General features: G+C 52.1%; 19 protein-coding genes. 13 read left to right on the top strand and 6 right to left on the bottom strand.

Translation table 11 applies throughout. The annotated features are described in order from the left end of the window. The first annotated feature begins 384 nt into the window (after positions 1 to 384). The 11 genes from ABO_RS10630 (at position 385) to ABO_RS10680 (ending at position 6,334) form a co-directional block, all read left to right on the top strand. Positions 385 to 615, top strand: a complete 231-nt coding sequence (locus ABO_RS10630; RefSeq protein ID WP_011589345.1) for a hypothetical protein — start codon at positions 385 to 387, stop codon at positions 613 to 615. Then, on the top strand, positions 612 to 998 hold the full coding sequence (locus ABO_RS10635) for a hypothetical protein (RefSeq protein ID WP_011589346.1): 387 nt from the start codon (positions 612 to 614) through the stop codon (positions 996 to 998). The genes ABO_RS10630 and ABO_RS10635 overlap by 4 nt, the downstream gene beginning before the upstream one ends. Before the next feature lie 2 nt (positions 999 to 1,000). Further along, on the top strand, positions 1,001 to 1,288 hold the full coding sequence (locus ABO_RS10640) for a hypothetical protein (protein WP_041705036.1): 288 nt from the start codon (positions 1,001 to 1,003) through the stop codon (positions 1,286 to 1,288). A gap of 34 nt (positions 1,289 to 1,322) precedes the next feature. Further along, on the top strand, positions 1,323 to 1,985 hold the full coding sequence (locus ABO_RS10645; RefSeq protein WP_011589348.1) for a type IV secretion system protein: 663 nt from the start codon (positions 1,323 to 1,325) through the stop codon (positions 1,983 to 1,985). A 3-nt stretch (positions 1,986 to 1,988) separates the two neighbouring features. Continuing rightward, on the top strand, positions 1,989 to 2,321 hold the full coding sequence (locus ABO_RS10650) for a hypothetical protein (RefSeq protein WP_011589349.1): 333 nt from the start codon (positions 1,989 to 1,991) through the stop codon (positions 2,319 to 2,321). A 12-nt stretch (positions 2,322 to 2,333) separates the two neighbouring features. Then, the gene (locus ABO_RS10655) at positions 2,334 to 3,266 is read left to right on the top strand and encodes a type IV secretion system protein (protein ID WP_011589350.1); all 933 of its coding nucleotides are present in this window, start codon (positions 2,334 to 2,336) and stop codon (positions 3,264 to 3,266) included. Continuing rightward, the gene (locus ABO_RS10660) at positions 3,263 to 3,529 is read left to right on the top strand and encodes a hypothetical protein (RefSeq protein ID WP_011589351.1); all 267 of its coding nucleotides are present in this window, start codon (positions 3,263 to 3,265) and stop codon (positions 3,527 to 3,529) included. Before ABO_RS10655 ends, ABO_RS10660 begins: the two co-directional genes overlap by 4 nt. Positions 3,530 to 3,627: 98 nt before the next feature. Continuing rightward, the gene (locus ABO_RS10665; protein ID WP_011589352.1) at positions 3,628 to 4,395 is read left to right on the top strand and encodes a ParA family protein; all 768 of its coding nucleotides are present in this window, start codon (positions 3,628 to 3,630) and stop codon (positions 4,393 to 4,395) included. Continuing rightward, a complete protein-coding gene (locus ABO_RS10670) occupies positions 4,388 to 5,473 on the top strand; it encodes a KorB domain-containing protein (protein ID WP_011589353.1) in 1,086 nt (361 codons plus the stop codon). Before ABO_RS10665 ends, ABO_RS10670 begins: the two co-directional genes overlap by 8 nt. A 140-nt stretch (positions 5,474 to 5,613) precedes the next feature. After that, a complete protein-coding gene (locus ABO_RS14530; RefSeq protein WP_011589354.1) occupies positions 5,614 to 5,988 on the top strand; it encodes an antitoxin in 375 nt (124 codons plus the stop codon). Positions 5,989 to 6,052: 64 nt separating this feature from the next. Beyond that, positions 6,053 to 6,334, top strand: a complete 282-nt coding sequence (locus ABO_RS10680) for a hypothetical protein (RefSeq protein ID WP_011589355.1) — start codon at positions 6,053 to 6,055, stop codon at positions 6,332 to 6,334. 505 nt (positions 6,335 to 6,839) lie between these two features. Here the strand turns inward: ABO_RS10680 and ABO_RS10685 are convergent. From ABO_RS10685 to ABO_RS10700, 4 genes are all read right to left on the bottom strand, one after another. Further along, on the bottom strand, positions 6,840 to 9,422 hold the full coding sequence (locus tag ABO_RS10685; protein WP_011589356.1) for a penicillin-binding protein 1A: 2,583 nt from the start codon (positions 9,420 to 9,422) through the stop codon (positions 6,840 to 6,842). Positions 9,423 to 9,569: 147 nt separating this feature from the next. Continuing rightward, positions 9,570 to 11,684 carry a DNA methyltransferase gene (locus ABO_RS10690; RefSeq protein WP_011589357.1) on the bottom strand — a complete coding sequence of 705 codons (2,115 nt, stop codon included), beginning with the start codon at positions 11,682 to 11,684 and terminating at the stop codon, positions 9,570 to 9,572. 10 nt (positions 11,685 to 11,694) lie between these two features. Continuing rightward, positions 11,695 to 12,573 carry a hypothetical protein gene (locus tag ABO_RS10695; protein WP_198407799.1) on the bottom strand — a complete coding sequence of 293 codons (879 nt, stop codon included), beginning with the start codon at positions 12,571 to 12,573 and terminating at the stop codon, positions 11,695 to 11,697. A gap of 560 nt (positions 12,574 to 13,133) precedes the next feature. Beyond that, positions 13,134 to 14,281 (bottom strand): IS3-like element ISAbo1 family transposase gene (locus tag ABO_RS10700; protein WP_144412639.1). Its coding sequence is split into 2 segments (ribosomal slippage): positions 13,134 to 14,044 and positions 14,044 to 14,281, totalling 1,149 coding nucleotides; the frame shifts between segments, so codons are not numbered across the junction. A 179-nt stretch (positions 14,282 to 14,460) separates the two neighbouring features. Between ABO_RS10700 and ABO_RS14660 the strand changes: the two genes are divergently transcribed. Together ABO_RS14660 and ABO_RS10710 are read left to right on the top strand one after the other, a co-directional pair. Further along, on the top strand, positions 14,461 to 14,589 hold the full coding sequence (locus ABO_RS14660; RefSeq protein WP_255346557.1) for a hypothetical protein: 129 nt from the start codon (positions 14,461 to 14,463) through the stop codon (positions 14,587 to 14,589). Positions 14,590 to 14,856: 267 nt separating this feature from the next. Further along, entirely contained in the window at positions 14,857 to 17,130 is a 2,274-nt protein-coding gene (locus ABO_RS10710) for an ankyrin repeat domain-containing protein (RefSeq protein WP_011589361.1), read from the top strand. A 316-nt stretch (positions 17,131 to 17,446) separates the two neighbouring features. Here the strand turns inward: ABO_RS10710 and ABO_RS10715 are convergent, their stop codons facing one another. Then, positions 17,447 to 18,976, bottom strand: coding sequence for an Hsp70 family protein (locus ABO_RS10715; protein ID WP_011589362.1), 1,530 nt, complete (start codon positions 18,974 to 18,976; stop codon positions 17,447 to 17,449). Positions 18,977 to 18,985: 9 nt separating this feature from the next. Beyond that, on the bottom strand, positions 18,986 to 19,915 hold the full coding sequence (locus tag ABO_RS10720; protein ID WP_011589363.1) for a GIY-YIG nuclease family protein: 930 nt from the start codon (positions 19,913 to 19,915) through the stop codon (positions 18,986 to 18,988). Positions 19,916 to 20,408: the final 493 nt, after the last annotated feature.

The raw sequence follows: 20,408 nt of genomic DNA on the forward strand, positions 1-20,408 counted from the left end.
ATTCGCCCAATCAATAGAGCCGTATCATTTTTCCTGTCAAATTCTCCACCATCAAAAAATGGATGGATAACTTTCCATGCATCCACTATCCCCACCTTTAAATGTAAAATATTCATATTAATTTAAATTTAACATTAACTGTAAAGAGGAGGGGGAGACCATCTCTGCTCAGCCAGAGTGGTTGCAAATGGTACCACTTTGCGAATCCTGCACTACCCCCCCTCCTCCTCCAAAAGTTACTCATGAGTCACTTTTTCGGTTTCCTCCTCCCTCTCTGAAAACAGCCCCCAGCCCGATTGGCGCTCCTGTCGCCGTATTGACGGTCGCGAATTCAAACGTACTTTAAAAGGCGTTAACGAATCGTACCGAAACGTCGGGTTAATTATGGAAACTTCAGCAACGGAAAAATGGCTGGCCGATAAATTCAAAAGCCCTTTGCTTCGCATGGCAGATTTGGCCGAAGTGCTTTATCGCAGTGAGGATGGATTGCGTGTCTCGCTGTACCGCGACTGCGAGCTCTCACAACGACTCAATGCGGCCAGAGTCAAAATTGGCCGCCGGGTGTATTTCCGGATTCAGGATGTCGCACGAATCCTCGATGAGGGTGTGCAATGAGTCGCGGCGATATTCCCAATCCCATTCAGCGGTTCCGCAAGCATGGAAACTTCACGGTCCTCGACAACGATTTGATCCGGGACAAGCGAATCACATTCCAGGCTCTCGGGCTTTTGACGTTCATGCTGCACCTCCCGCCCGACTTCCAGTTGCGCCTGGCGTTTCTTGAAAAACAGCGCAAAGGCAATGGCCGCGATTTCATTCGCGCCAGGGTGGCGGAGCTGGAAAAGGCCGGATACCTCCGGATCACCAAACTGAAAGACGGCAAAGGACGCTGGCGCGCCACCCTATGGCAAGTCACCGAAGTACCAGACCAGTGGCATGGCCACTCACCGGACAACCCCGACCTCTCCCCGTTCCTGCTCCATCAGCAAGGAGAATGATGATGACGTTACATGCCCTCAATGAATCCCAGGCCATTTACCAAATCCAGGAATCGGTGGTGTTCGATTCCTCGCTCAGTTTGACGGCCTTGGGCATCTACACCTTTCTCACCGCAGTGGACAACATTGCTCACCCCAACATTGTCGCGCTGCTTCAAGAAAGCCATTCACAGTGCTCGCAATACGACATCAAGGTGGCGTTGCAGGAACTGGTTAAGGCAGACCTGTTGATGTACCGGCTTCCCCCTCACAAACCTGCCTGGGAAGTCATTAACCACTGTCACGACTAATCCCCCACCAAGGGCCAACAAGGAGTATCAAACGATGAAACGTTTAACCAAATGGATGTTACCCGCCCTACTCGCTGGATCATTGAGCCAGCAAGCCATGGCAGGCGGTGTGCCCGTTCTGGATGTCGCAGGTTTGACCCAAGCCATCCAACAGTTCCAGCAAATGACCATGCAGTACCAACAGATGATTCAGCAGTACAACACGCTGAAGGATCAGCTCGGCAACATGCAGGAACAGTTGCAGGTTCAGCGCGACAACCTGCTGGCCGTCACCGGTGAAAACGGTTACGGAAGCTGGGGAGAATTGCCCTACGACCTGGAATCTCTGGACGCGAGCCTGGAACAGCTCATGGAAGACTATGGAGTGGCCCATAGCCAGGCCGATCTGAGCGATTATGCGGCCCACAAGCGCCAGGAAAAGCTGGCTCCGCTGTTGACCCAGGCAGGGACTACCCAACAGCTTCTGGAGCGCTCACAGCAGCGTTACAGCACCCTCAAGCAATTGATCCGCAAGGTGGATGACGCCCCCAACCTGAAAGCCGCCACGGATCTGCAAGCCCGGATTGCCGGCGAACAGGCCATGCTCACTAACGAGCTGATCAACATCACCCTTCAGCAGCGTCAATACGAGTACGAGCAAGCCCTGGCCGTACAGCAGGAAAAAGACGCGCCCCGCTACCGCTTGTTTGAGGAGTAAGCCATGAACCGTTTTGCCCTGATGATGGTCTTCCCCGCCCTGCTGCTGATCGGTTGCGATAACGGCCCGGAAGGCCGGAGCCTGGAGTATTTCAAGGCGCACCCGAAAGAAACCCTGACCGTCGCCTTTACCTGCGAGCTGGACCATCCCGACTGGCAACGTGAGGCCATGACCACGCCGCCTCAGGATTACAGCGCCACCACCCGCGAGTGCGTCAATGCCTGGGACAACCTAGATGCCGCCCGTGCGGAGCTGGGCCTGGGCTATGAAGAGGCCAAGAAACTCGGCCTGGGCGACCGCTATCAACCCAAAGTCCGGCACCGGCTGTTTGAGTAAGGGAGAGAGGTCATGTCCACCATCGCCAGCATGCACGCCCTTCTGGTCACTGACATTGTCACCGCCGTTTCCGGTCTGGCCCAGCAGACCATGGGTTGGTTACGCCCCATCTTTATCAACCTGGTGGTGATCTATCTGGCCCTGACCGGCTACGCGCTGTGGGCGGGCAAGATAGAGATACCACTCAATGAGTTGATATCGAGGCTGATTCGTATCGCGGCGGTATCCACCTTCGCCCTGACCTGGAGCATCTACAGCGACCACATCATCGACATTGCCTTCCATGGGCCCGATGAAGTCCTTAGCGGCATCACCGGCTCTGGCAACGATGCCATCAATGCCCTTGACGGGCTCTGGGAACGCATCACCGACACCTCCGAGGAGAAGTTCGACGAAAACAGCGGCATGAGTATCAGCCAGGCTCTGGAGAACAAGATCCTGGGGGTCATGCTCAGCATCACCGGTTGGCTGATTTGCTTCCCGGCTTTTCTGATCATCGTGGCTAGTCAGCTTGTCAGCGCCCTACTGATCATCATTGGCCCCATCTTCATTGTGGCCTCGCTCTTTCGCAGAAGCAGTAGATATACGGAGGCCTGGGTCAATCAGCTTCTCACCTACTTCATGCTGTATGTCTTGATCATTCTCGTAGAGCACTTGGCGGCAGAAATCTTCGAGCAGATGCATCTGCGCCTGGAGAACAAGGCCGCGCTGGCTCAGCTTGGCTTTATCTCCGAGATGCTGTTGGTCGGCCTGATCATGATGGGCGTCTCACTGATGACACCCTTCCTGGCCGGTGGCCTGGTTGGCGTTACCGCACCCGGCATCCAGAACGCCCTGCGTTTTATACCCGGGCCAGGCATGTTGCGACACCTGAACCCCAGCACACCCTCCCCGCGACCGGGTGGCCCAGGCGGCAGCGGGTATCTCAAAAAGTGGAACAAATGATGACGAAACCCGAATTCGCTCTATGGCTGAGACGATTCCGCACCGGCTGCTGGATGGTCTTCGGTGTGGCAACGCTCGTATTCGCCGTGACCAGTTTTATGGAAATGACGGTGGCCAACTCGCCCCAGGAACCATCGACACCACCAGGTCCACCCGAATCCTACCGCTGGTTCATGGTGATGCTGCTGGCCTGCATCTGCGCCACCTTTGCCAGGCTGGGGCTGACCTGGCTAACCCGGCCCGACGACGTCGAGGACCGCTAGTTCAGTGGTTTTTATGGACGCTCCCGATCGATGCCGATGGGACATCGGCACCGATCGGGAGCCACACACAAAGACATGGCTAACCTTGAGGACATCTCATGAAAACGCTCACTATCGCAAACCAGAAAGGCGGTGTCGGGAAAACCACTCTCGGCCTGCACCTGGCATTCAATCTGCTTGAACAGGGCAATCGTGTGCTGTTCATCGATCTGGACCCGCAGGGCAACAGCAGCAAGACGCTGGACCAGTACAAAACCTTTGTGCCGGCCAGCGCCCTGTTCATGGCAAATACCGGCAGGGACATCGAGGCGGCCAATTTCCAACTGATCCCGGCCAGCCCGGAGCTGATCGATGTGGATCGCAAGCCATGGGAGGACATGGCGCATTTAGCCAATAATCTCGCCCTGGTAGACGACCAGTTCGACTACTGTCTGATCGACACGGCCCCCACCATGGGACTGCGACTGACCGCTTCACTGATTGCCGCCGACTATGTGCTGTCACCCATTGAGGTAGAAGAATACAGCCTGGACGGCCTTCAGAAGCTGCTCAAAACCATCTTCAGTGTGAAGAAGAACCTGAACCCGAAACTGGAATTCCTGGGTATTGCGGTCAATCGCTTCAACAGCCGCAACGACCGGCAGATCGCTGCCTTCAAAGCCCTGGCCGCTCAGTATGGCAGCTATATCCTGCCGCAACCCATCGGCATCCGAAAATCCATTCCGGAAGCGCTGTCTGATGGCATCCCGGTCTGGCAGCTCGGCAAGCAAAATACCGCCGCCCGAGTCGCAGGCAAAGAGATCCTGACCCTGTTAGACATGGTCCACGCCAAAATTGCCAGCATCCAGGAGCCAGCCCATGCCTAACCCTCTGGACCTGAGCGTACTGTCGGATCTGGAAAACTTCAGTGATCTGGATAGTGCACAACCGCAGAACCAGGATGACTCCCCTTTCCGCCTGCTGCCCTGGGACAAGATCGAGGAAGACCCGGACCAGCCGCGCACCCACATGGACGAAGACGCCCTGAAGGAGCTGGCCGACTCCATGAAGCAGAAAGGCCAGAACGGCCAGCCCCGTGGGATCTTGCAGCCCATCAGTGTGCGGGATAACCCGAACAAGCCGGGGTACTACCTGATCAACCATGGCCACCGTCGCCATCGCGCCCAGGGCTTGGCGGGGCTAAAAGCGTTGCCGGTGCCCGCCATCCTGAACAACCTCAGCACCCAGGCGGACCAGTTGCTGGAGAACATTCAGCGCGAGGATCTGGATGCCATGGATATTGGCCAATCCATCGACGCTCTGGTCAGCAAGGGCTGGAAGGTGACCGACATTGCCAAGCAACTCGGCAAGAACAAATCCTGGCTGGCTCGCTACCGGCTGCTGTACCAAAGCAACGACGCCCTGAAAACGCTCTATACCAGTGGTCTCTGCCGTGACGTTAACGCCCTGGTTGAGTTGGCCAGGGCCCAGGACAAACACCCGGCAGATGTCTCCCGGTTTATCCAGGAGGCATTGTCTGGTGAGGCCACCCTGTCACGATCCGCCGTCCAAGGGTTCCTGAACAGCCTCAAGGGGGCATCAGCGCCAAAACCCGACCCTATGCCTGCCACCACATCATCGGACTCAGCCACAAATGGCGATACGTCCTTGTCTGATGGAGATCCGCAGGCACCGGCCCCGCAATCAGGGGACAGCGACAGTAACGAAAGCGTCACGCAGAAACCCGCCACCTCCCACTCGTCGCCACCTGATCCAACGCGGATCAGCAACCCGACCCTGTGGGTGAGCTGGGATATGGAAGGGGAACGCTATACCGGTAAGGTCATGCTGGCCCGCCGCCCCAGCAGCACAGGGATGTTGTGGGTCGAGGAGCAGGACACAGGGCGTGCTTTCGAGCTGGTGGCGGCGGACGTCACCCTGGAGGGGCTGACAGAATCCAAATAACCGGTCTATACTGAATCTGGCCGCTCTCCATGGCGTCCAACCCTAGATGAGAAGCGGCCTACGGCCGCTTTTTTATTGGAGGCGCATCGGCTCTGCGCACTTGGCCCACCCCATTCCCGACATGACCGCAAGGAGGCTCCATGACGGACAAAGCCAAACTGTTTATGGACGGCGACAGCCAGGCCGTACGCCTGCCTGATCACTACCGTTTCGATGGAGACGAGGTGTATATCCGCCAAGATCCTGAAACTGGGGATGTCATATTGAGCGCCCGCCCAAATGGCTGGGACGAGTTCTTTGATATGCTGGACGAAGACCCGATGCCGGGAGACTTCTTGGCAGATCGCTTCCAGGGCGACCTACCTGATGGAAACCCACTAGATGGCGAGGATGATCAAGCCTCAGATTCCCGCGCAATAATGCGCCGTATTGCGAATAGCCACGAGCAATGGGACAAATTCATGGAGAACCTCAAAGCCCAGGATAAGAAACAAGGTCTTGAGCCCAAGCAGTGATATGGCCCAAACCGGCCATCATTACGCCCGACCGCCTGCCACTCCGCGTTCCAGGAGCACCATCATGGCAACTGCCCCGACAAAGAAGACAATCACCTTTCGTGTTGAGCCTGAACTGAAAAAAGCCTTCATTGAAACGGCCCATGCCAACAACCAAACTGCCGCTCAAGTACTGCGTGAAGCCATGCGCCGCTATGTTGAAGTAACCGCGACCGGCAAATCTATCGAACATATGGATATGGACGCTGTCATGAAGCGAATGACTGACAAACAAGCAGAGTGGGATGCATTCATGGAAACCCTGGAGGCAGAAGACCTGAAGCGCGGCATCGTCGCTAAATCATAACTACCTGCGAGCTACAGCATGCTCACAAAGCGCCAGGAAAAGATTGGCCAGCGAGCTTTAGTCAGTGTCGCATGGAAGCGAAAGGCCCTCTGACTTCGCAAACGAGCTTGTCCGCAGAGAACTGGCCAACAACACTGGTAATGACCAATATCAAAAGTATGGATCAGCGCTGAAGCTCCTATCTGAAAACCGCTCTGTAATTCGCCTTATCGGCCATAACAGCATCACCCACCCAACCCCGCACCCAAGAAAAGAAAACGAACCAGAGAGCATTTCAGGCAGCTTCTGCGCCCTTGTCATCCCAGTATTGATAACTTTCTCTTTCTCTGACTCGCTCCATCTGAACTTATCCACAGATTCACGTTATCCACAGCGATTTATTTTCTTTTTATTTCTTATTAGTGGCTTATTACTTATTAGTCGTTCGGGTTTACCGCATGCGGGTAAACCGCGTGCGGAAAACCCGAACGTGGTGTGGATAAACTACAAAAAACATCTACGTCCCTCAGAAAATCTGTTCCGGCGCACTGTTGCTGCCCCCGGGGCCTCGCTGTGGTTCCAGCTCCGGGACCTGATCCTCAATGAAGTACTCCCGGATGGCATTCGGGTTGTCCGGCCGTGCCAGCAGGCCGCTGTCCGGGTCGATGCGGACGGTGGCGATGCCCGACGGCTGTTCCAGTTGCCGTTCTTCGACCCCTTGCAGGGCCGGGCCCATATAGTCGATCCAGATGGGTAGAGCGGCTTTGCCGCCATACTCGCCCCAGCCCAGGTTGGCCGGGTTGTCAAAACCGACCCAGACGGTAGCCACCAGGTCGGGAGAATAGCCGGAGAACCAGGCATCCACCTGGTCATTGGTGGTGCCGGTCTTGCCGGCCAGGTCGTCACGGCCCAGGGCGCGCGCTTTGCTGCCGGTGCCCATGCGAATCACGTCCTGGAGCATGGAGTTCATCAGCCAGGCAACCCGTGGGTCGAGTACCCGTGGGGCCATGATGGGGGCAGGCTGGATTGTCTTGAGCGGTGCGTCAGGTGCGTCGCTTTCCTGGCGGTCGCGCATCTCGGTCAGTGTCGGCTTGTCGTTCTGGGTTTCTTCACGCAGTTCCACAGGCGGCAGGCAGGGAGGTTCGCAGAGAATCACTTCCGGTGCTTTCCAGAGAACATCGCCATTGGCATTCTCGATGCGCTCAATGGCCCACGGGGTTACCCGGTAGCCGCCGTTGGCAAAAACGCTGTAGGCGTTGGCAATATCCAGTGGGGTCACGCTGGCGCTCCCCAGAGCCAGGGACAGATCACGCTGGAAGGTGTCTGCCGGCAGGCCAAAGCGCTTCAGCGTGCCCATGGCCTGGCTGATGCCGATCTGGCGAAGGATGCGGATGGAAACCAGGTTCAGGGAGCGGTAGAGGGCCTCTCGCATGCGCGTGGGGCCGTAAAACTTGCCGCTGGCCCCGGTGGGGCGCCAGGCGGTTTCCAGCTTGTCGTCGTCGAAGACCACGGGCGCATCATTGATGATGGAGGCAGGGGTAAAGCCGTTCTCCATGGCGGAGGTGTAGATAAACGGTTTGAAGACCGAGCCGGCCTGGCGCTCGCTCTGTACGGCCCGGTTGAAATTGGATGCCGAGAAGCTGTAGCCGCCCTGCATGGCAACGATAGCGCCGTTTGCCGGGTCCAGTGAAACCAGAGCTGACTGGGCTTTGGGCAGTTGTGCCAGGCGCCAGCGACGGCTGTCTTCGCTGCCCACTGGGCGAACGCGGACCACATCGCCTCGGGTTAGCACGTCCCCGGCTTTCTGCGGTTTGTCGCCAACGTACTTGTTGTTGAGCTGGGGGCGGGCCCAGCGTATGTCGTCCCAGGCCAGACTGGCTCGCTTGCCGTCACGGAACAGGATGTCGGCATCCTGGTCGCCGACACGGGTAACGATCACTGGCTGCAGCGGACCAATGCGTCGCTGATCGCGAATCAGTTTGGCCCAGCTGGCCACGCTTGGGTCCAGACCGGTAATGGTTTTCTCGATTTCCGCCTTGTCTTCCTGTTTGGGGAGTTCGCCGTCATCTGCGTCCGGTTGCTCGTTGTCGGCGGAGCTGAGCGCAGGCAGGGCGGGTGCGTCGCTGAGGTCCCGCTGGGCGATCGGACCACGATAGCCATGGCGCTCATCATAACTGTGAAGACCGTTGCGCAAGGCATGAACGGCGGCTTTCTGCCGCTGGCTGTCCACGGTGGTGATGATGCGAATGCCGTCGGTAAAAATGTCGTCATCCACCAGTTTGGCGGCTTGCAGGCGCACCATCTCGCCCAGGTAGGCGGCTTCCACTTCCGGCTGTGCGGCATGGAAGCGGGCGCTGACGGGCTCGGCCTGGGCGGCCATGCGCTCTTCCTGGGTCAGCGCGCCGGTCTCTTCCATGCGGAACAGGATCCAGTTGCGCCGTACCCGTGCCCGTTCCGGGTTGGTGATCGGATTGTAGGCGGAGGGCGCCTTGGGCAGGCCGGCGATCATGGCCTGCTGGGCAATATCGAGTTCGCCCACGGATTTGCCGTAGTAGACCTGGGCGGCCGCTTCAGCCCCGTAGGCACGGTGCCCCAGATAGATCTTGTTCAGGTAAAGCTCGAGGATTTCTTCTTTTTCGAGTACCCGTTCAATCTGGATGGCCAGAACGATCTCGTTGAATTTGCGAAGGAAGCGCTGGTCCCGGTTGAGGAAGAAGTTTCGGGCCACCTGCATGGTAATCGTGGATCCCCCGGAGCGGATCTCCCGATAACGAGCCAGCTCCACGGCGGCGCGCAGCAAGCCTTTCAGGTCGACGCCGTTATGGCTGAAGAACCGCTCGTCTTCGGCGGCCAGTACGGCCTGTATCAGCCCCTCCGGCAGTTCCTCGTAAGAGACCGGTTGTCGGCGCTTTTCTCCATATTCCGCAATTAGCTTCATATCGCTGCTGTAAATGCGCAGGGGAATCTGGTATTCCACCTCGCGGATCTGGCTGGCGGGTGGGAGCTGAGGTGCCAGATACAGGTAGCTGGCAGCAAGGATGGACAGGCCACCACCGGTGCCGGCGATCAGGAGAAGGAGCAGGTATCGGATCCAGGGGGGGAAGCGCATGTTTTCGACAACTACTGGCTGGGATCGATAGAAGAACCTATTTATAGGCTCACATAAAGACCATTTAAATATCCCTTATTTGCATACCAAGGGAATTGATATATAACAGTCACGCATAATAAACGACCAACATTCATTTTTTCATACCTATACCCTCACAGCTGAATATACCGAAGTTAAAACCTTTTTCATTTGATCAAAAGTGAGATCGTCCGTAGCTCTTGCAATCATTGTTTCTGCTGCACCAATAACAAACCTGTCACCATTGGAGACAGTCATTCCTGCTTTCTCAAATTTCCCCGCAAGTGTATCCACAGCTCTGCAGACATCTTTAATTTCCATTTTATCTACTATTGCAAACTCCCTTTTCCTGCACACAAGGATTGCATCTAAACTAATCGGATCTTTAGCTGCTGTTTTTGGGCTGGCACCACGAAGTTCTGCATGAACAGGATGCGCCGTCACAACAGCCAATCCTGCATTATTGATAGCTTCATAAATAGCAGCCCAACCTTCTGGCCTAGAATGATGAAAACTAAAGGCCAATACCCCTGTATCCTTCAGCACTCTACAAGCCTCAGAAAAAACAGATGATAACTGCCGCGAAAAAACTAATGGATCTTTATGCTGGACCTCACCCTCACCTGATGAGTCGGCACGAGAAAACCATTCGTACCTATCTTTCAGAACAGGAGAAAGCCAGGCAAAGAAAAAATCGCTTAGCTCCGAATAGTGAACGAAGTCAAAATAAGGAGGATCGGTTATAACCGCATCTATAGATTTCTCCGGAACCGATAGCTTAGAGCTATCACCATTAAGAACAAGCAAACCTTTTTCGGCTGAATCTAGCTCTTCCCAGGATTCAACTATTTTCGCCTCTACAGGGCTACTAGCAACGACCTTGCTTGACCCCAATCGCTTTCCTAAAAGGTCACGTTTAATCGCAACCTCAAACGGGTCATCTAGGTATTTCTTTGCCCGGAGAAGTCGCGACTCGAACAAGGTACTGAAGGTGCCACTACTTTTTTTGTTTCCCCATACAGAGTTCTCCAAAGGAGTCCTCTCCGGCTTGAGGATATGGTTAGAAAACATATGTCTAACTGCACCCGTACCTTCACCTTTGAAACTACAAAAAAGATTATTAAACTCAAGAACACCCGAAAAAAGGCAAAGCATTTGCTCCTGAATTACTCTATCCTCAATATTCAGTATTTCCTTGAGCAGCATACCCAAGCAAAGAAGTTGGCGAGAATTAAAAAAGTCCCGCCAATACTTGTAGTTATAACCGCGCGCTTGGTTCGTATTATGTCCTTCCCTAACAGGACTATCTGGCAAGGGAAGGTTCTCTTCCTCAAGACGTTTTTTTGCCTCATTGTATAGGGCAAAATCTTGTTCACGAGCAGGCAAGTAGATCTTTGAGCCATCTTGGCGAAGCGCCAATACGCCATACATTCTATGTTTAGGTGGAGACCCACCTTCAGAAAGAAGGTCTTTTATTCTGTATAGCTTGCCATCCTTTGAAGTTACAGACTGACCACTTACGGGGCCTTTCTGTGGATTAAATTCATGACCACAACTCCCACATATAAACTCTGTGTCATCGTATCTTCCTTCAGAGACACCCCAGCATTTAGGGCAAACTATCTGCGCTTTCGGCTTTTTCTTTGGATACGCGTTCTGGGAGAAAACGTAACGAGAGAAAAGCGGAATCTCTTCACCCGTTGGAGTAAAAACAGTCTTAACCCAAAAATAGTATAGCACCGGGATAATCCCCCCAGTATGTGGGTCCACTGTCCGATAATAGTATTTTATTTCTGACGCGACCTTATCTTCCAAAGAAGAAAATGCTGCCTTTATCTTAGAATCGTGAACTGGAGTAAATGCCTGGCGAACGAGAAAAGAGCTAACCGGATTAATATCACACCCAACAGCCTTAGCCCCAAGCTTTACAGCTTCACCAAGAGTCGTCCCACTACCCATAAATGGATCAAGAACAACCTTTCCAGAGAAATTATGCTTTTCATAAAAAACATCCCAAATACCTTTCCCAGGCGGACTCAATGCCCCCAACACAATTGCTCTGAAAACCGAGCCAAGCCTCGTAGCCCACCACTTATGAATATGATAGACGGGTCTATTTATTTCTTTCCGCCAACTTTCTTGCTCTGCAACTTCACTTATTTCAATCATGGGAAAATCACACTCCAACACACTAGATGCGTCTTTGTGTGTATTTCCAACATTATCTTTTATCTTTTCCATTTTCAGCCAACTACCCTTTACAAGCCAAGGTCACAGGCTTGTTTGACTGACTGAGCAAGCGATAAGCAGTAAAATGATGCTCCTTACCAGCATTCGGGTTTGGAACCAGATCGGCTTTGAGCTCATTAGTCCTTAAATCAAAAGTATAGCCAACCACCAAATTTTCAGCTTCTGTACGCGTTATTGATCCAACTTCTTGAAACCGCGAGTCCCCATCCATGTTGGCAGGCAAAATCAAGGTCATAAGTCCAGTAGTACCCTCCGTCAATGCGAAAGGGGTTGGAGCCACATACATTTTCCTATCGCGGATCATGATATCACCGTAAGTGCCAAAACCTTTGACGCTCTTATTCTTATGGACGTAATTGTGGTCAGCGTTCAAGAAGTCGCCATGACACATAACAAGATCCACAACAGGATACTCTAAGCCATCAGGGTCTTTAGGGTAGCGACCGAATACGTAGAAAATCTTCCGCCCATTATGATGCCCCGTTGGCACCTGGCTATTTGAATCGTAATCTCTCTCACGACCAGGCCAAGCCAAGCCTTTAATCTCATAACCTTCGGCATATTCAACCAATGAAAAATCAGGATAGGTATTACGGCCAGAGCCTTCAAAATGAACAGAAATGTTCTCTAGCCGCTCTTCGACCCAATTCTGGAAATGAAATTCTTTATCCTTTTTATGCGCTGATTTAATTAGCTCACCGCCTTGAACGGCCTTAACACATTGCTCGAACAGGTCAAAGCAGATAGTTCCACTTGTCATTTTATTCCCTTTTAAAACCGGCTTAATAACCAAAGATGGATTTTGTAGACGAATTTTAATGATCAGCAGAGAACGAAGATTCCTTTTTTTGGCTATTTCCAAAATTTCGAATATAGTCACGCATGAAATCACGAATTAGAACAGAGGCTGATCTATCGTTTGCTTTTGCAGCCTTGATGAAAGCTTTTTTGAGTTCAGAATCAAGACGACACGTAAAGTTGGACTGCGGCATAAAAGCCCCTTTCTCTCCCTCACTATCGCACTAATTTTGCACTAACAAATCAATGAGGACAACAAATCCCACCCCAACAAAGGTACAGTACAGGTACACTCACAGGTTCTGGCCACCTACAGACAATTACGCTAACCTACTGTTATTAAAATACTTTCCGCTACGCGACATTACGGTCAGCAACTCTTGATTTTGCTGGCTTTGCGGTATACCTTGCCAACTCATAATCGATTGGTCCCAGGTTCAAGTCCTGGTGGGCCCACCATTTTCACCATAAAAATCAACAGCTTACAATCATTCAGCATCTCCAAGACAACTCTCTCAGGGTTCACAACTGTGTAACCCCAGCCTTCTACCTATTCACTTCCCGTTTCAAGCTCACAACAGATCAAAAAGTCAGCATTTGTCAGGGTTACACTGGGGTTACGTTTGAATCGCCACCAGTTCTCTAGACACTTCCCAGCCGTTCTTGGTGACGCTTTTCATACTCTACCGGTGACAGCTTTTCATTAGAACCATGGCGCCGCCGGTTGTTATAGAACATCTCGATATAATCAAAAATATCTGCCCGAGCGGCGTCACGGCTGCTGTAAATCTTTCGCTTTATTCTTTCCCGCTTCAACAGCTGGAAGAAGCTCTCAGCAACAGCATTGTCGTGGCAGTTACCGCGCCGACTCATACTCCCCTCCAGGTCATGCGCCCTCAGAAACGAATCCCAGTCGTGGCTGGTGTATTGACTGCCTTGGTCGGAGTGAACAACCACCTTGCCTTCAGGCTTGCGGCGCCAGACCGCCATCAGCAGCGCATCCAGCGCCAGCTCCTTGGTTATCCGGGATTGCATTGACCAACCGATCACCCGTCTTGAGAACAGATCCAGAACAACCGCCAGATACAACCAGCCTTCATGTGTGCGGATATAGGTAATATCCGTTACCCAGCTCTCGTTCGGCGCTTGCGGATTGAACTGCCGCTGCAGGATATTCGGTGTCACTTTGTGTAGCTCCCCGGCCCTATGGCGTGGCTTACGGTAACCAACCTGCGCTCGTATTCCCGCGTGGCGCATCAGGCGATGGACTCGATTGGGCCCGCAGCGCTCGCCATACTCGCGTAGATCCGTGTGGATCTTCCTGTAGCCATACACGGCTCCAGATTCCAACCAGAATTGCTTTATCAGCCCGGACAGGCGCTCGTCCTCGATTGCTCGAGCTGAACGAGGCTGTTTCTGCCAGGCATAAAAGCCACTGGGGTGAACGTCCAACAGGGAACACAGTGAGCGAATTGCCCACCGCTCGCTGTGCTCCTGAATGAAGGCGTACCTCAATCGGACTGACTGGCGAAGTACGCCGCGGCTTTTTTTAGGATGTCTCGCTCTTCGGTAACGCGCTTGAGCTCTTTCTGGAGTCGGCGAATCTCGACTTGATCATCTGCATTGGCCTGATGCTGCTCGGAATCCGGGCCAAACTTCCTGATCCAGGCATACAGACTGTGAGTGGTGACACCGAGACGATCAGCCACTTGGGCCACACTGTGACCACGATCCGTCACCTGACGAACTGCCTCAATCTTGAATTCTTCGGGATAGCGTTTGCTGCTCATGGATACCTCTCTGGTTGCCATTTTGTATGGCTAAAAGGTATCTAGCAAACTGGTGGCGATTCATTTGTAAAAACGATAATTATCTCGCCAACAGCCCAGCTGATGCACAGTGGCCATCCTCGTAATCTCCACTGACGCATTTCCCCAATCCCAGGGAATGCAAAACTGAGGAACTTAACATGGCTAAATCAAGCTCCAGCAAAGGCAGCTCTCGTCCGTCTACGCATCCCGGTCCTGGCGGTAACTGGCCCAGCAAGACCGGCAATCCTTCAGGCCCCGGTCGCGGCAACGGCAGGCAGGGCAAGTAAGGCGTAATTACTCGGCCCTCTGGATTGTGAGGGCCGATGTTTCTTGGGGTAGAGAGATGAAACGATACAGTAATGACAAAAACATCAATCAAAAGGTCCGATCATTGATCAAATCAGGCTGGGCAGTCAGACCCGGAAATAAGCACTCGGTGCTAATATCACCCCTAGGTTACCGTGTGGCCATACCCTCAACACCCAGCGACTGCCGTACTTGGCGTAATTTCAACCGGGATATACGACATATCAATAAGAAACAGGAACAGCTTCATGCTAGCTGAAACACCTTATCCCAATCCCTTCGAGCTTATCCGCTATGTGTTGCGCTGCCTTGACCTAAAGCAGTCCAACAAGCGCCTTGATGATCTGGCAGGGAAATCAATCTATGACCCTAGAGAGCTAACGAGAGAGCTGGAGCAGAGTGCTCCCTCGACCCTGGAAAAATATATGGGTCCAGTCGCTTCCGATAAAATATCAACAAGCCTCAGCACATTTATTGATCATTATTTGCGCGACATTGTGGGTAAGACTGCCGCTGACGGAGTAAGCAGAGCCGATGTATTGGGCTTATTAATTAGAAGCTGCATCAAGGAGCACCTTGTTGGCTTTGTAACAAAGCTAAATCAAGAGCTTAAAGCCCCTCACCCAAGCTTCTGGTTCTCACCAGGGGCGAATACTGTTGGTGCAACCTTTGCCTGGCTAGAAGAGCATCAACCCGGCATGACTGCTTATCTGGCCTCACTGAGCAAAGAGAACAGAGACAGAATTTCCTCATGGAGAAATGGCAAAGAACTGCCATCAGCTCAGTCTATCCAGTTGCTATTCTCCACAAGCAACCCATCAAAAACCTGTGAGATAACCAGAAACAGGAATTTCGCCAAGTCATTACTCTTTATGGCAAGGGCCGTCGATTTCATCAAAAGGCATGACCAGGGTAAAAGATTGATTGATGAGGCTCGTCTTTCAATCTGGAATGCAGAAAATGGGATTCATTTCGGCAACGCAATCGAGAGGATTCAGGCCCGATTATGGCTTACAGTAAAAAATAAGGATCAGCATGTTGGAAAATTACAACGCGACTTAATGCGAGGAACTGAAAAGTCCGATAGTGAGGGGCACCAAGAAACCATCAGACAAGTCAGAAAAATAATTCAATATTCAAGCAGCCTTAAATCTGCTCAGTACTGGATAGATTGGTACGATGCTAGGTGGCATGTTTTCTCCGGAGAATTGGAAGAAGCAAACCGGTTATATAAAGAATCGTTCGAGAAGGCCTCTTTTGTAGCAGGAGAAAACCTTAGAGACATCATAAGAGAGGCACTTGTCGTAGCCGCCAATCAATCCAAATCCGACATCGTCTTTCTTAAACAACTAAAATGGTCTCTTGTTAACTTTGGATATGACATCCCCTCGGCATCAGTATCCAAGCCGTCGAACACGGTTTCAGACACTATTGAAAGATGGGAAATTGAGCAGTGGAGAAGCGCATTCTTCAAAGTTTTCCCCAAAGAAGGCCTTTATCCTGGCACTGATTTTGGTTTCAAGGTCGACTCTACAGGCCCTCTAATTTTTACCGATCCTGGAAATATCAAGCCGGATTACCGGTATCCACGCAGAAAAATCAAGATTGGGGACACATGGAAGCGTTCCATGCCACAGATTGTCTGGTTTGCTATTAATGAAAATATTGAAGCTTGCAGGCAACTCTTAGAGAAAGGTGCTGACATTAACGTTCAATCTGAAGTCGGCGACACCCCTATCCTTATTGCTTTAGAGGCACTTAACTTAACAGAAGTTCCGTATCGATCTCTTAATGATGAACTTTATCAGCTTATATCAATGGAAAGGCATAATGGAGCAACCATCAACACGCGAACTGAAAAGAAGCGCTTGCTACCGATAATCTCGGCGGTACAAACAGGTCGATTTGAGATTGTAGAAAAGATTCTCTCCATGGGGGCAAATCCTAATGGACGAGGCAAAACTGATGAGCAAACCTCACTCACGGTTTGTTTGAAGCTCATTGGTATCCTTAAAAACCCAGAATTAAGCAAGAACGAACAACTTAGTATCCCAATCACACCCGAGACTCTTGACTCAATTCGTCGTTACTCTCAAGGCGCTTTCGGTTTTACTCTCGAGGACCAGATGAAAAATCTGGAACAGATGGAATCCTCAGCACTTTATCAACAGATCTGGGAGCGTTATCTCGACTTAATGTACCAACGCATTTGCGAAAATATGAACCTTGCAGAAATGAGGAGGGTAGCGTCTCTTCTGATCAAAGCTGGAGCCGACGCCAACGCCGAGCACAGCAGCCCAATCAAAGGCTATACACCATTGATGCTTGCAGCCGAACTCGACGAAGTTGATCTTTTTGAAATCATGCTTGTCCATGGGGGTGATACGGCAAAGACCTATGTTGACCCGAAATCAGGCAGAGATGTATCCATCAATGAAATTGCAAATTACTTTGATTCACGAGACATCCTGTTGCTGATGAGCCGACTAGCTCCAGCCCTCAATGACAAAGGCAAAATGTAAGTAACCACAAACCATATTGGCCGGATAGATCATAGTCTGGACAAACTATGCCATCAAAATCCGGCCAACTTATGGTTACACGAACATATTTTTTCCTTTTAAATCAGGAGGATAATAAAGCTGTGACGCCCCCCCTTCAGCCATTTAGCCTGGCACCAATCAATTTCTCTCAAAGGTACAATTTCGGTACAGTGTGAGCACCTTACCAAAATAAGGCTGGGCCGGGCCGGTTAGCCATCCCGCTGGCATCATCTAGTCGATGATGTACAGCTGAAGAAGTGCTTCTCGGCTGCCAGCAATTATCACTTCCCCTAAATTATTGCTGAGCTGCGTAAATCGCCAACCCCGAGACAACATCAAGGGTAGACTCTGAGCTCTGAACATCCTTGTCTGGAAAAACCCTTTCGACCAGTTCCTTGACGCCTTTTGCACGGCTCATACCGCCCGTAAGAGACACCATATCGAAGTCTTCATCAGAAAACTCCTGCAGCAGAACCTTGAGCTTCTCTAGATATCGAGCCATCGCATCAGCATAGATAGCGCCATCAATATCGACCCCACGCTCTTCACCGATAAAGTCGATCACCTTTCGGCTGCGACTTTCCTGCCGCCCCAGCTCAATCTTGCTCTCTTCGGCCAACCTGTTTAATCGAATGGTATTACCGGATTTTTTGAGGTGATTCAGGCGCTCCCTGAATGGCTCCGGCACTAGGCGAAGATCCGCCTCAATAAATTTTTTCTGGTATTCGATATGCTGAACGTTAGCGGCATAGGCGAAATAGGAGTTCAACGCAGGGATGCCCCTCACCTCCTGGCCCTTTCCAAAGAAGGGCATATACCCCTTCTTGTTGAGCTCACGATCTACGTCATTCCCCCCTAGCAGATAGCCCTGCTGCCGATGAGGAATTGGAGCGGGCTCAGCACCGCCAAGGGTCACTAACGACAAATCCGCCGTACCACCGCCTAGATCAACCACCAGAACCTTACGAGGAGTATCTTGAGAAACGTGGAATTGGTAGGACGCAGCACTAGGCTCATACATGAAAGAAACATTGGACATGCCGGCAAGCTCAGCTGCATGGGTAATAATCGAAATAGCCCGATCATTTTCCACATCACTCTGCTTTTTCCCGAAGTTAACGGGACGCCCGATAACAACCCCTGTTACTTGCTCTCCCTGAAATTGCTCTTCTACGGCACCAACAACCTTCCTGAACAAGCTGCCAATCGCCCTTTCCAGAGGTGCCGAGAGCCTGGAAGACAAATCATGAGCAAGAAAAGCCTTAGGGTTGTAGAGCAAAAGTCCCTTGCGATCATTATTCAGGTAGGCATCAACTGCCTCATTGCCAAACAACGCGCCTTCAAGCTGGCTTTCCTCCAGATTCCCAAGAACGCGGTCTTTACCTGCTTCTGATTCAAGCCATTGTCTGCGGGCTGTTTCAATTGCCTGCTTATCCTTATCTGCTCGCGTCGTTTCTACAGGCTCAGGAATACGGATAATTGCGTCGCTCAACATCCTTTGATACTTCGCAGACAGCTGTCTATCCGCGTTATAACCAGCAGGATCATTCCTGGCTTGGCTAGTAACCCTGACTCTTTCTTCTCTCACCCTGTCACTGTAATTTTCTTTGGCCTCCGTCTCTGAGCGAATTAGGGCTGAACGAATAGAGGCTATTTCGGTTTGGTGATCATCAGCATTAAAAAAATCTGCACTTGGTGCATAAGGAGGAAAGTAGATTGCTGTACGAAATTGCGGCTCACCATCAAACATGATTCGGTGAATCTCACCATCCCGATAGACTGCCAATGCTGAAAAGCTGGTACCAAAGTCAAAACCGATCTTCATTGTTATTCCTTAATCCAAACCCTGCCCTGTACTAGCCGACACTTGCTCATCCTGCCAATCTCCATAGGTCTTGCCAGTTCCTTCCACGGCCCACTGGGTGCGCCCGTTAGCGCTACGGCCGGAGATGACGGCAGCAGCGCCGCTGGGGCTGGAGAATGCCTGGTCAGCGGTAAAAGTGGTGAGGCCGCTATCGGTGGGGATCAGGATTCTGTCTTCCAGCAACTGATTGAACAGGGTCTTATAGCCGCGATCGGTACCCACCCACTCTTCGCGGGCCAGAGAGCCCTGCAGCACAAAAAATTCGCCATCCACTTCCTGGCCACGAGCCTTGATATTGTGTTTAGGCAGTTCCAGCACAAAATAAGGAGATTCCTGCGGTTCTGCTGGTTGTGTCTTGGGCTGGCTGGCAGGGCGTGTGCTGTCGCGGAGGAAGTCGAACCCCAGCACCGGCAGCACGGTGCGGATCTGTTCCAGAAAGAAGGCCATGTCGGCCAGGTCCGCTTCCGGCAGATTGATATAGTCGTGGGCGGTACCGTTGACCAAGGTGCAGCGCGCCACGTCGCGAGCATTTTGGATCAGCAGGCTCTCCAGGTGTTTAACATGGGCCTTGGTCAGGTTTTGGTCTTTGCTGGTAACCAAGCAGACTTTTTCCCAAAAATCCTTACCGCCTTGCCCCTCCGGTCTATTGTGCTGCTTGAGGCGCTTACCCACATCGTCGGATTCGCCGATATAAACTAACGAGCGAAAGCTGTTATCCGGGTCTGGCCCCACCAAAAAATAGATGCCCGTGCGCCCCACTTCCGGGCGCGGCACCAGTTCGCTAAGTTTGGAGCGTGGACCGGTAAGCACATGGCCGGTCCAGTTCATAATCTCGGCAGAAAGTAGGCCATTGGGCGCACCGTCTACCAGAAACAGTCGAATGCTACGGCCTTGTGTCATGGGATATCCTTTTCCATTATCGATTTTTCTTATATTGAGGCGGTACTTAAGCCCCTCTGCTGGCCGAGGGAAAACCTAAATCACTGTCCGGTAGTTAGTTAACCACGACACATAAGCCTGAGGCTTGAGCCGTTAAAGACCAGATGCTTTAGGATTTTTTAGGCGGCGAATTAGTGGGTCTCCCAACAATTTAGGCTGGCCTTAAATACCTATCGAAGGATACCTATCAAGAAACTGATGCCAAACCACCTGGATATCCTCCCCCCTCGTCACGAACCACATCGCCCCCAGCGTTAGGGCAAAACCGCGCTCGTCGAACAAACCGCCCCGGGCTCTGGGCCATCTTCAATAATAGGTGGGGGTATGTGAGAGCAAATTGCTGTAGGCAATGCACGTCACCCAGGAGGTAAAGCCCCCTGAGGTCGCGCCAGTGGAAGGACGCAAGCCTTCGCCGGCAACACCGCGTTCCACAGCGCACCATTTTTCAGCCTGG

Origin of the sequence: Alcanivorax borkumensis SK2 (assembly GCF_000009365.1) — a bacterium.
In the GTDB taxonomy this organism is placed as follows: Bacteria; Pseudomonadota; Gammaproteobacteria; order Pseudomonadales; family Alcanivoracaceae; genus Alcanivorax; species Alcanivorax borkumensis.

Bases quoted from the DNA above. Each gene is read 5' to 3' on its own strand.
- ABO_RS10630 (WP_011589345.1), top strand. From the start codon at position 385: ATGGAAACTTCAGCAACGGAAAAATGGCTGGCCGATAAATTCAAAAGC.
- ABO_RS10635 (WP_011589346.1), top strand. From the start codon at position 612: ATGAGTCGCGGCGATATTCCCAATCCCATTCAGCGGTTCCGCAAGCAT.
- ABO_RS10640 (WP_041705036.1), top strand. From the start codon at position 1,001: ATGACGTTACATGCCCTCAATGAATCCCAGGCCATTTACCAAATCCAG.
- ABO_RS10645 (WP_011589348.1), top strand. From the start codon at position 1,323: ATGAAACGTTTAACCAAATGGATGTTACCCGCCCTACTCGCTGGATCA.
- ABO_RS10650 (WP_011589349.1), top strand. From the start codon at position 1,989: ATGAACCGTTTTGCCCTGATGATGGTCTTCCCCGCCCTGCTGCTGATC.
- ABO_RS10655 (WP_011589350.1), top strand. From the start codon at position 2,334: ATGTCCACCATCGCCAGCATGCACGCCCTTCTGGTCACTGACATTGTC.
- ABO_RS10660 (WP_011589351.1), top strand. From the start codon at position 3,263: ATGATGACGAAACCCGAATTCGCTCTATGGCTGAGACGATTCCGCACC.
- ABO_RS10665 (WP_011589352.1), top strand. From the start codon at position 3,628: ATGAAAACGCTCACTATCGCAAACCAGAAAGGCGGTGTCGGGAAAACC.
- ABO_RS10670 (WP_011589353.1), top strand. From the start codon at position 4,388: ATGCCTAACCCTCTGGACCTGAGCGTACTGTCGGATCTGGAAAACTTC.
- ABO_RS14530 (WP_011589354.1), top strand. From the start codon at position 5,614: ATGACGGACAAAGCCAAACTGTTTATGGACGGCGACAGCCAGGCCGTA.
- ABO_RS10680 (WP_011589355.1), top strand. From the start codon at position 6,053: ATGGCAACTGCCCCGACAAAGAAGACAATCACCTTTCGTGTTGAGCCT.
- ABO_RS10685 (WP_011589356.1), bottom strand. From the start codon at position 9,422: ATGCGCTTCCCCCCCTGGATCCGATACCTGCTCCTTCTCCTGATCGCC.
- ABO_RS10690 (WP_011589357.1), bottom strand. From the start codon at position 11,684: ATGGAAAAGATAAAAGATAATGTTGGAAATACACACAAAGACGCATCT.
- ABO_RS14660 (WP_255346557.1), top strand. From the start codon at position 14,461: ATGGCTAAATCAAGCTCCAGCAAAGGCAGCTCTCGTCCGTCTACGCAT.
- ABO_RS10710 (WP_011589361.1), top strand. From the start codon at position 14,857: ATGCTAGCTGAAACACCTTATCCCAATCCCTTCGAGCTTATCCGCTAT.
- ABO_RS10715 (WP_011589362.1), bottom strand. From the start codon at position 18,976: ATGAAGATCGGTTTTGACTTTGGTACCAGCTTTTCAGCATTGGCAGTC.
- ABO_RS10720 (WP_011589363.1), bottom strand. From the start codon at position 19,915: ATGACACAAGGCCGTAGCATTCGACTGTTTCTGGTAGACGGTGCGCCC.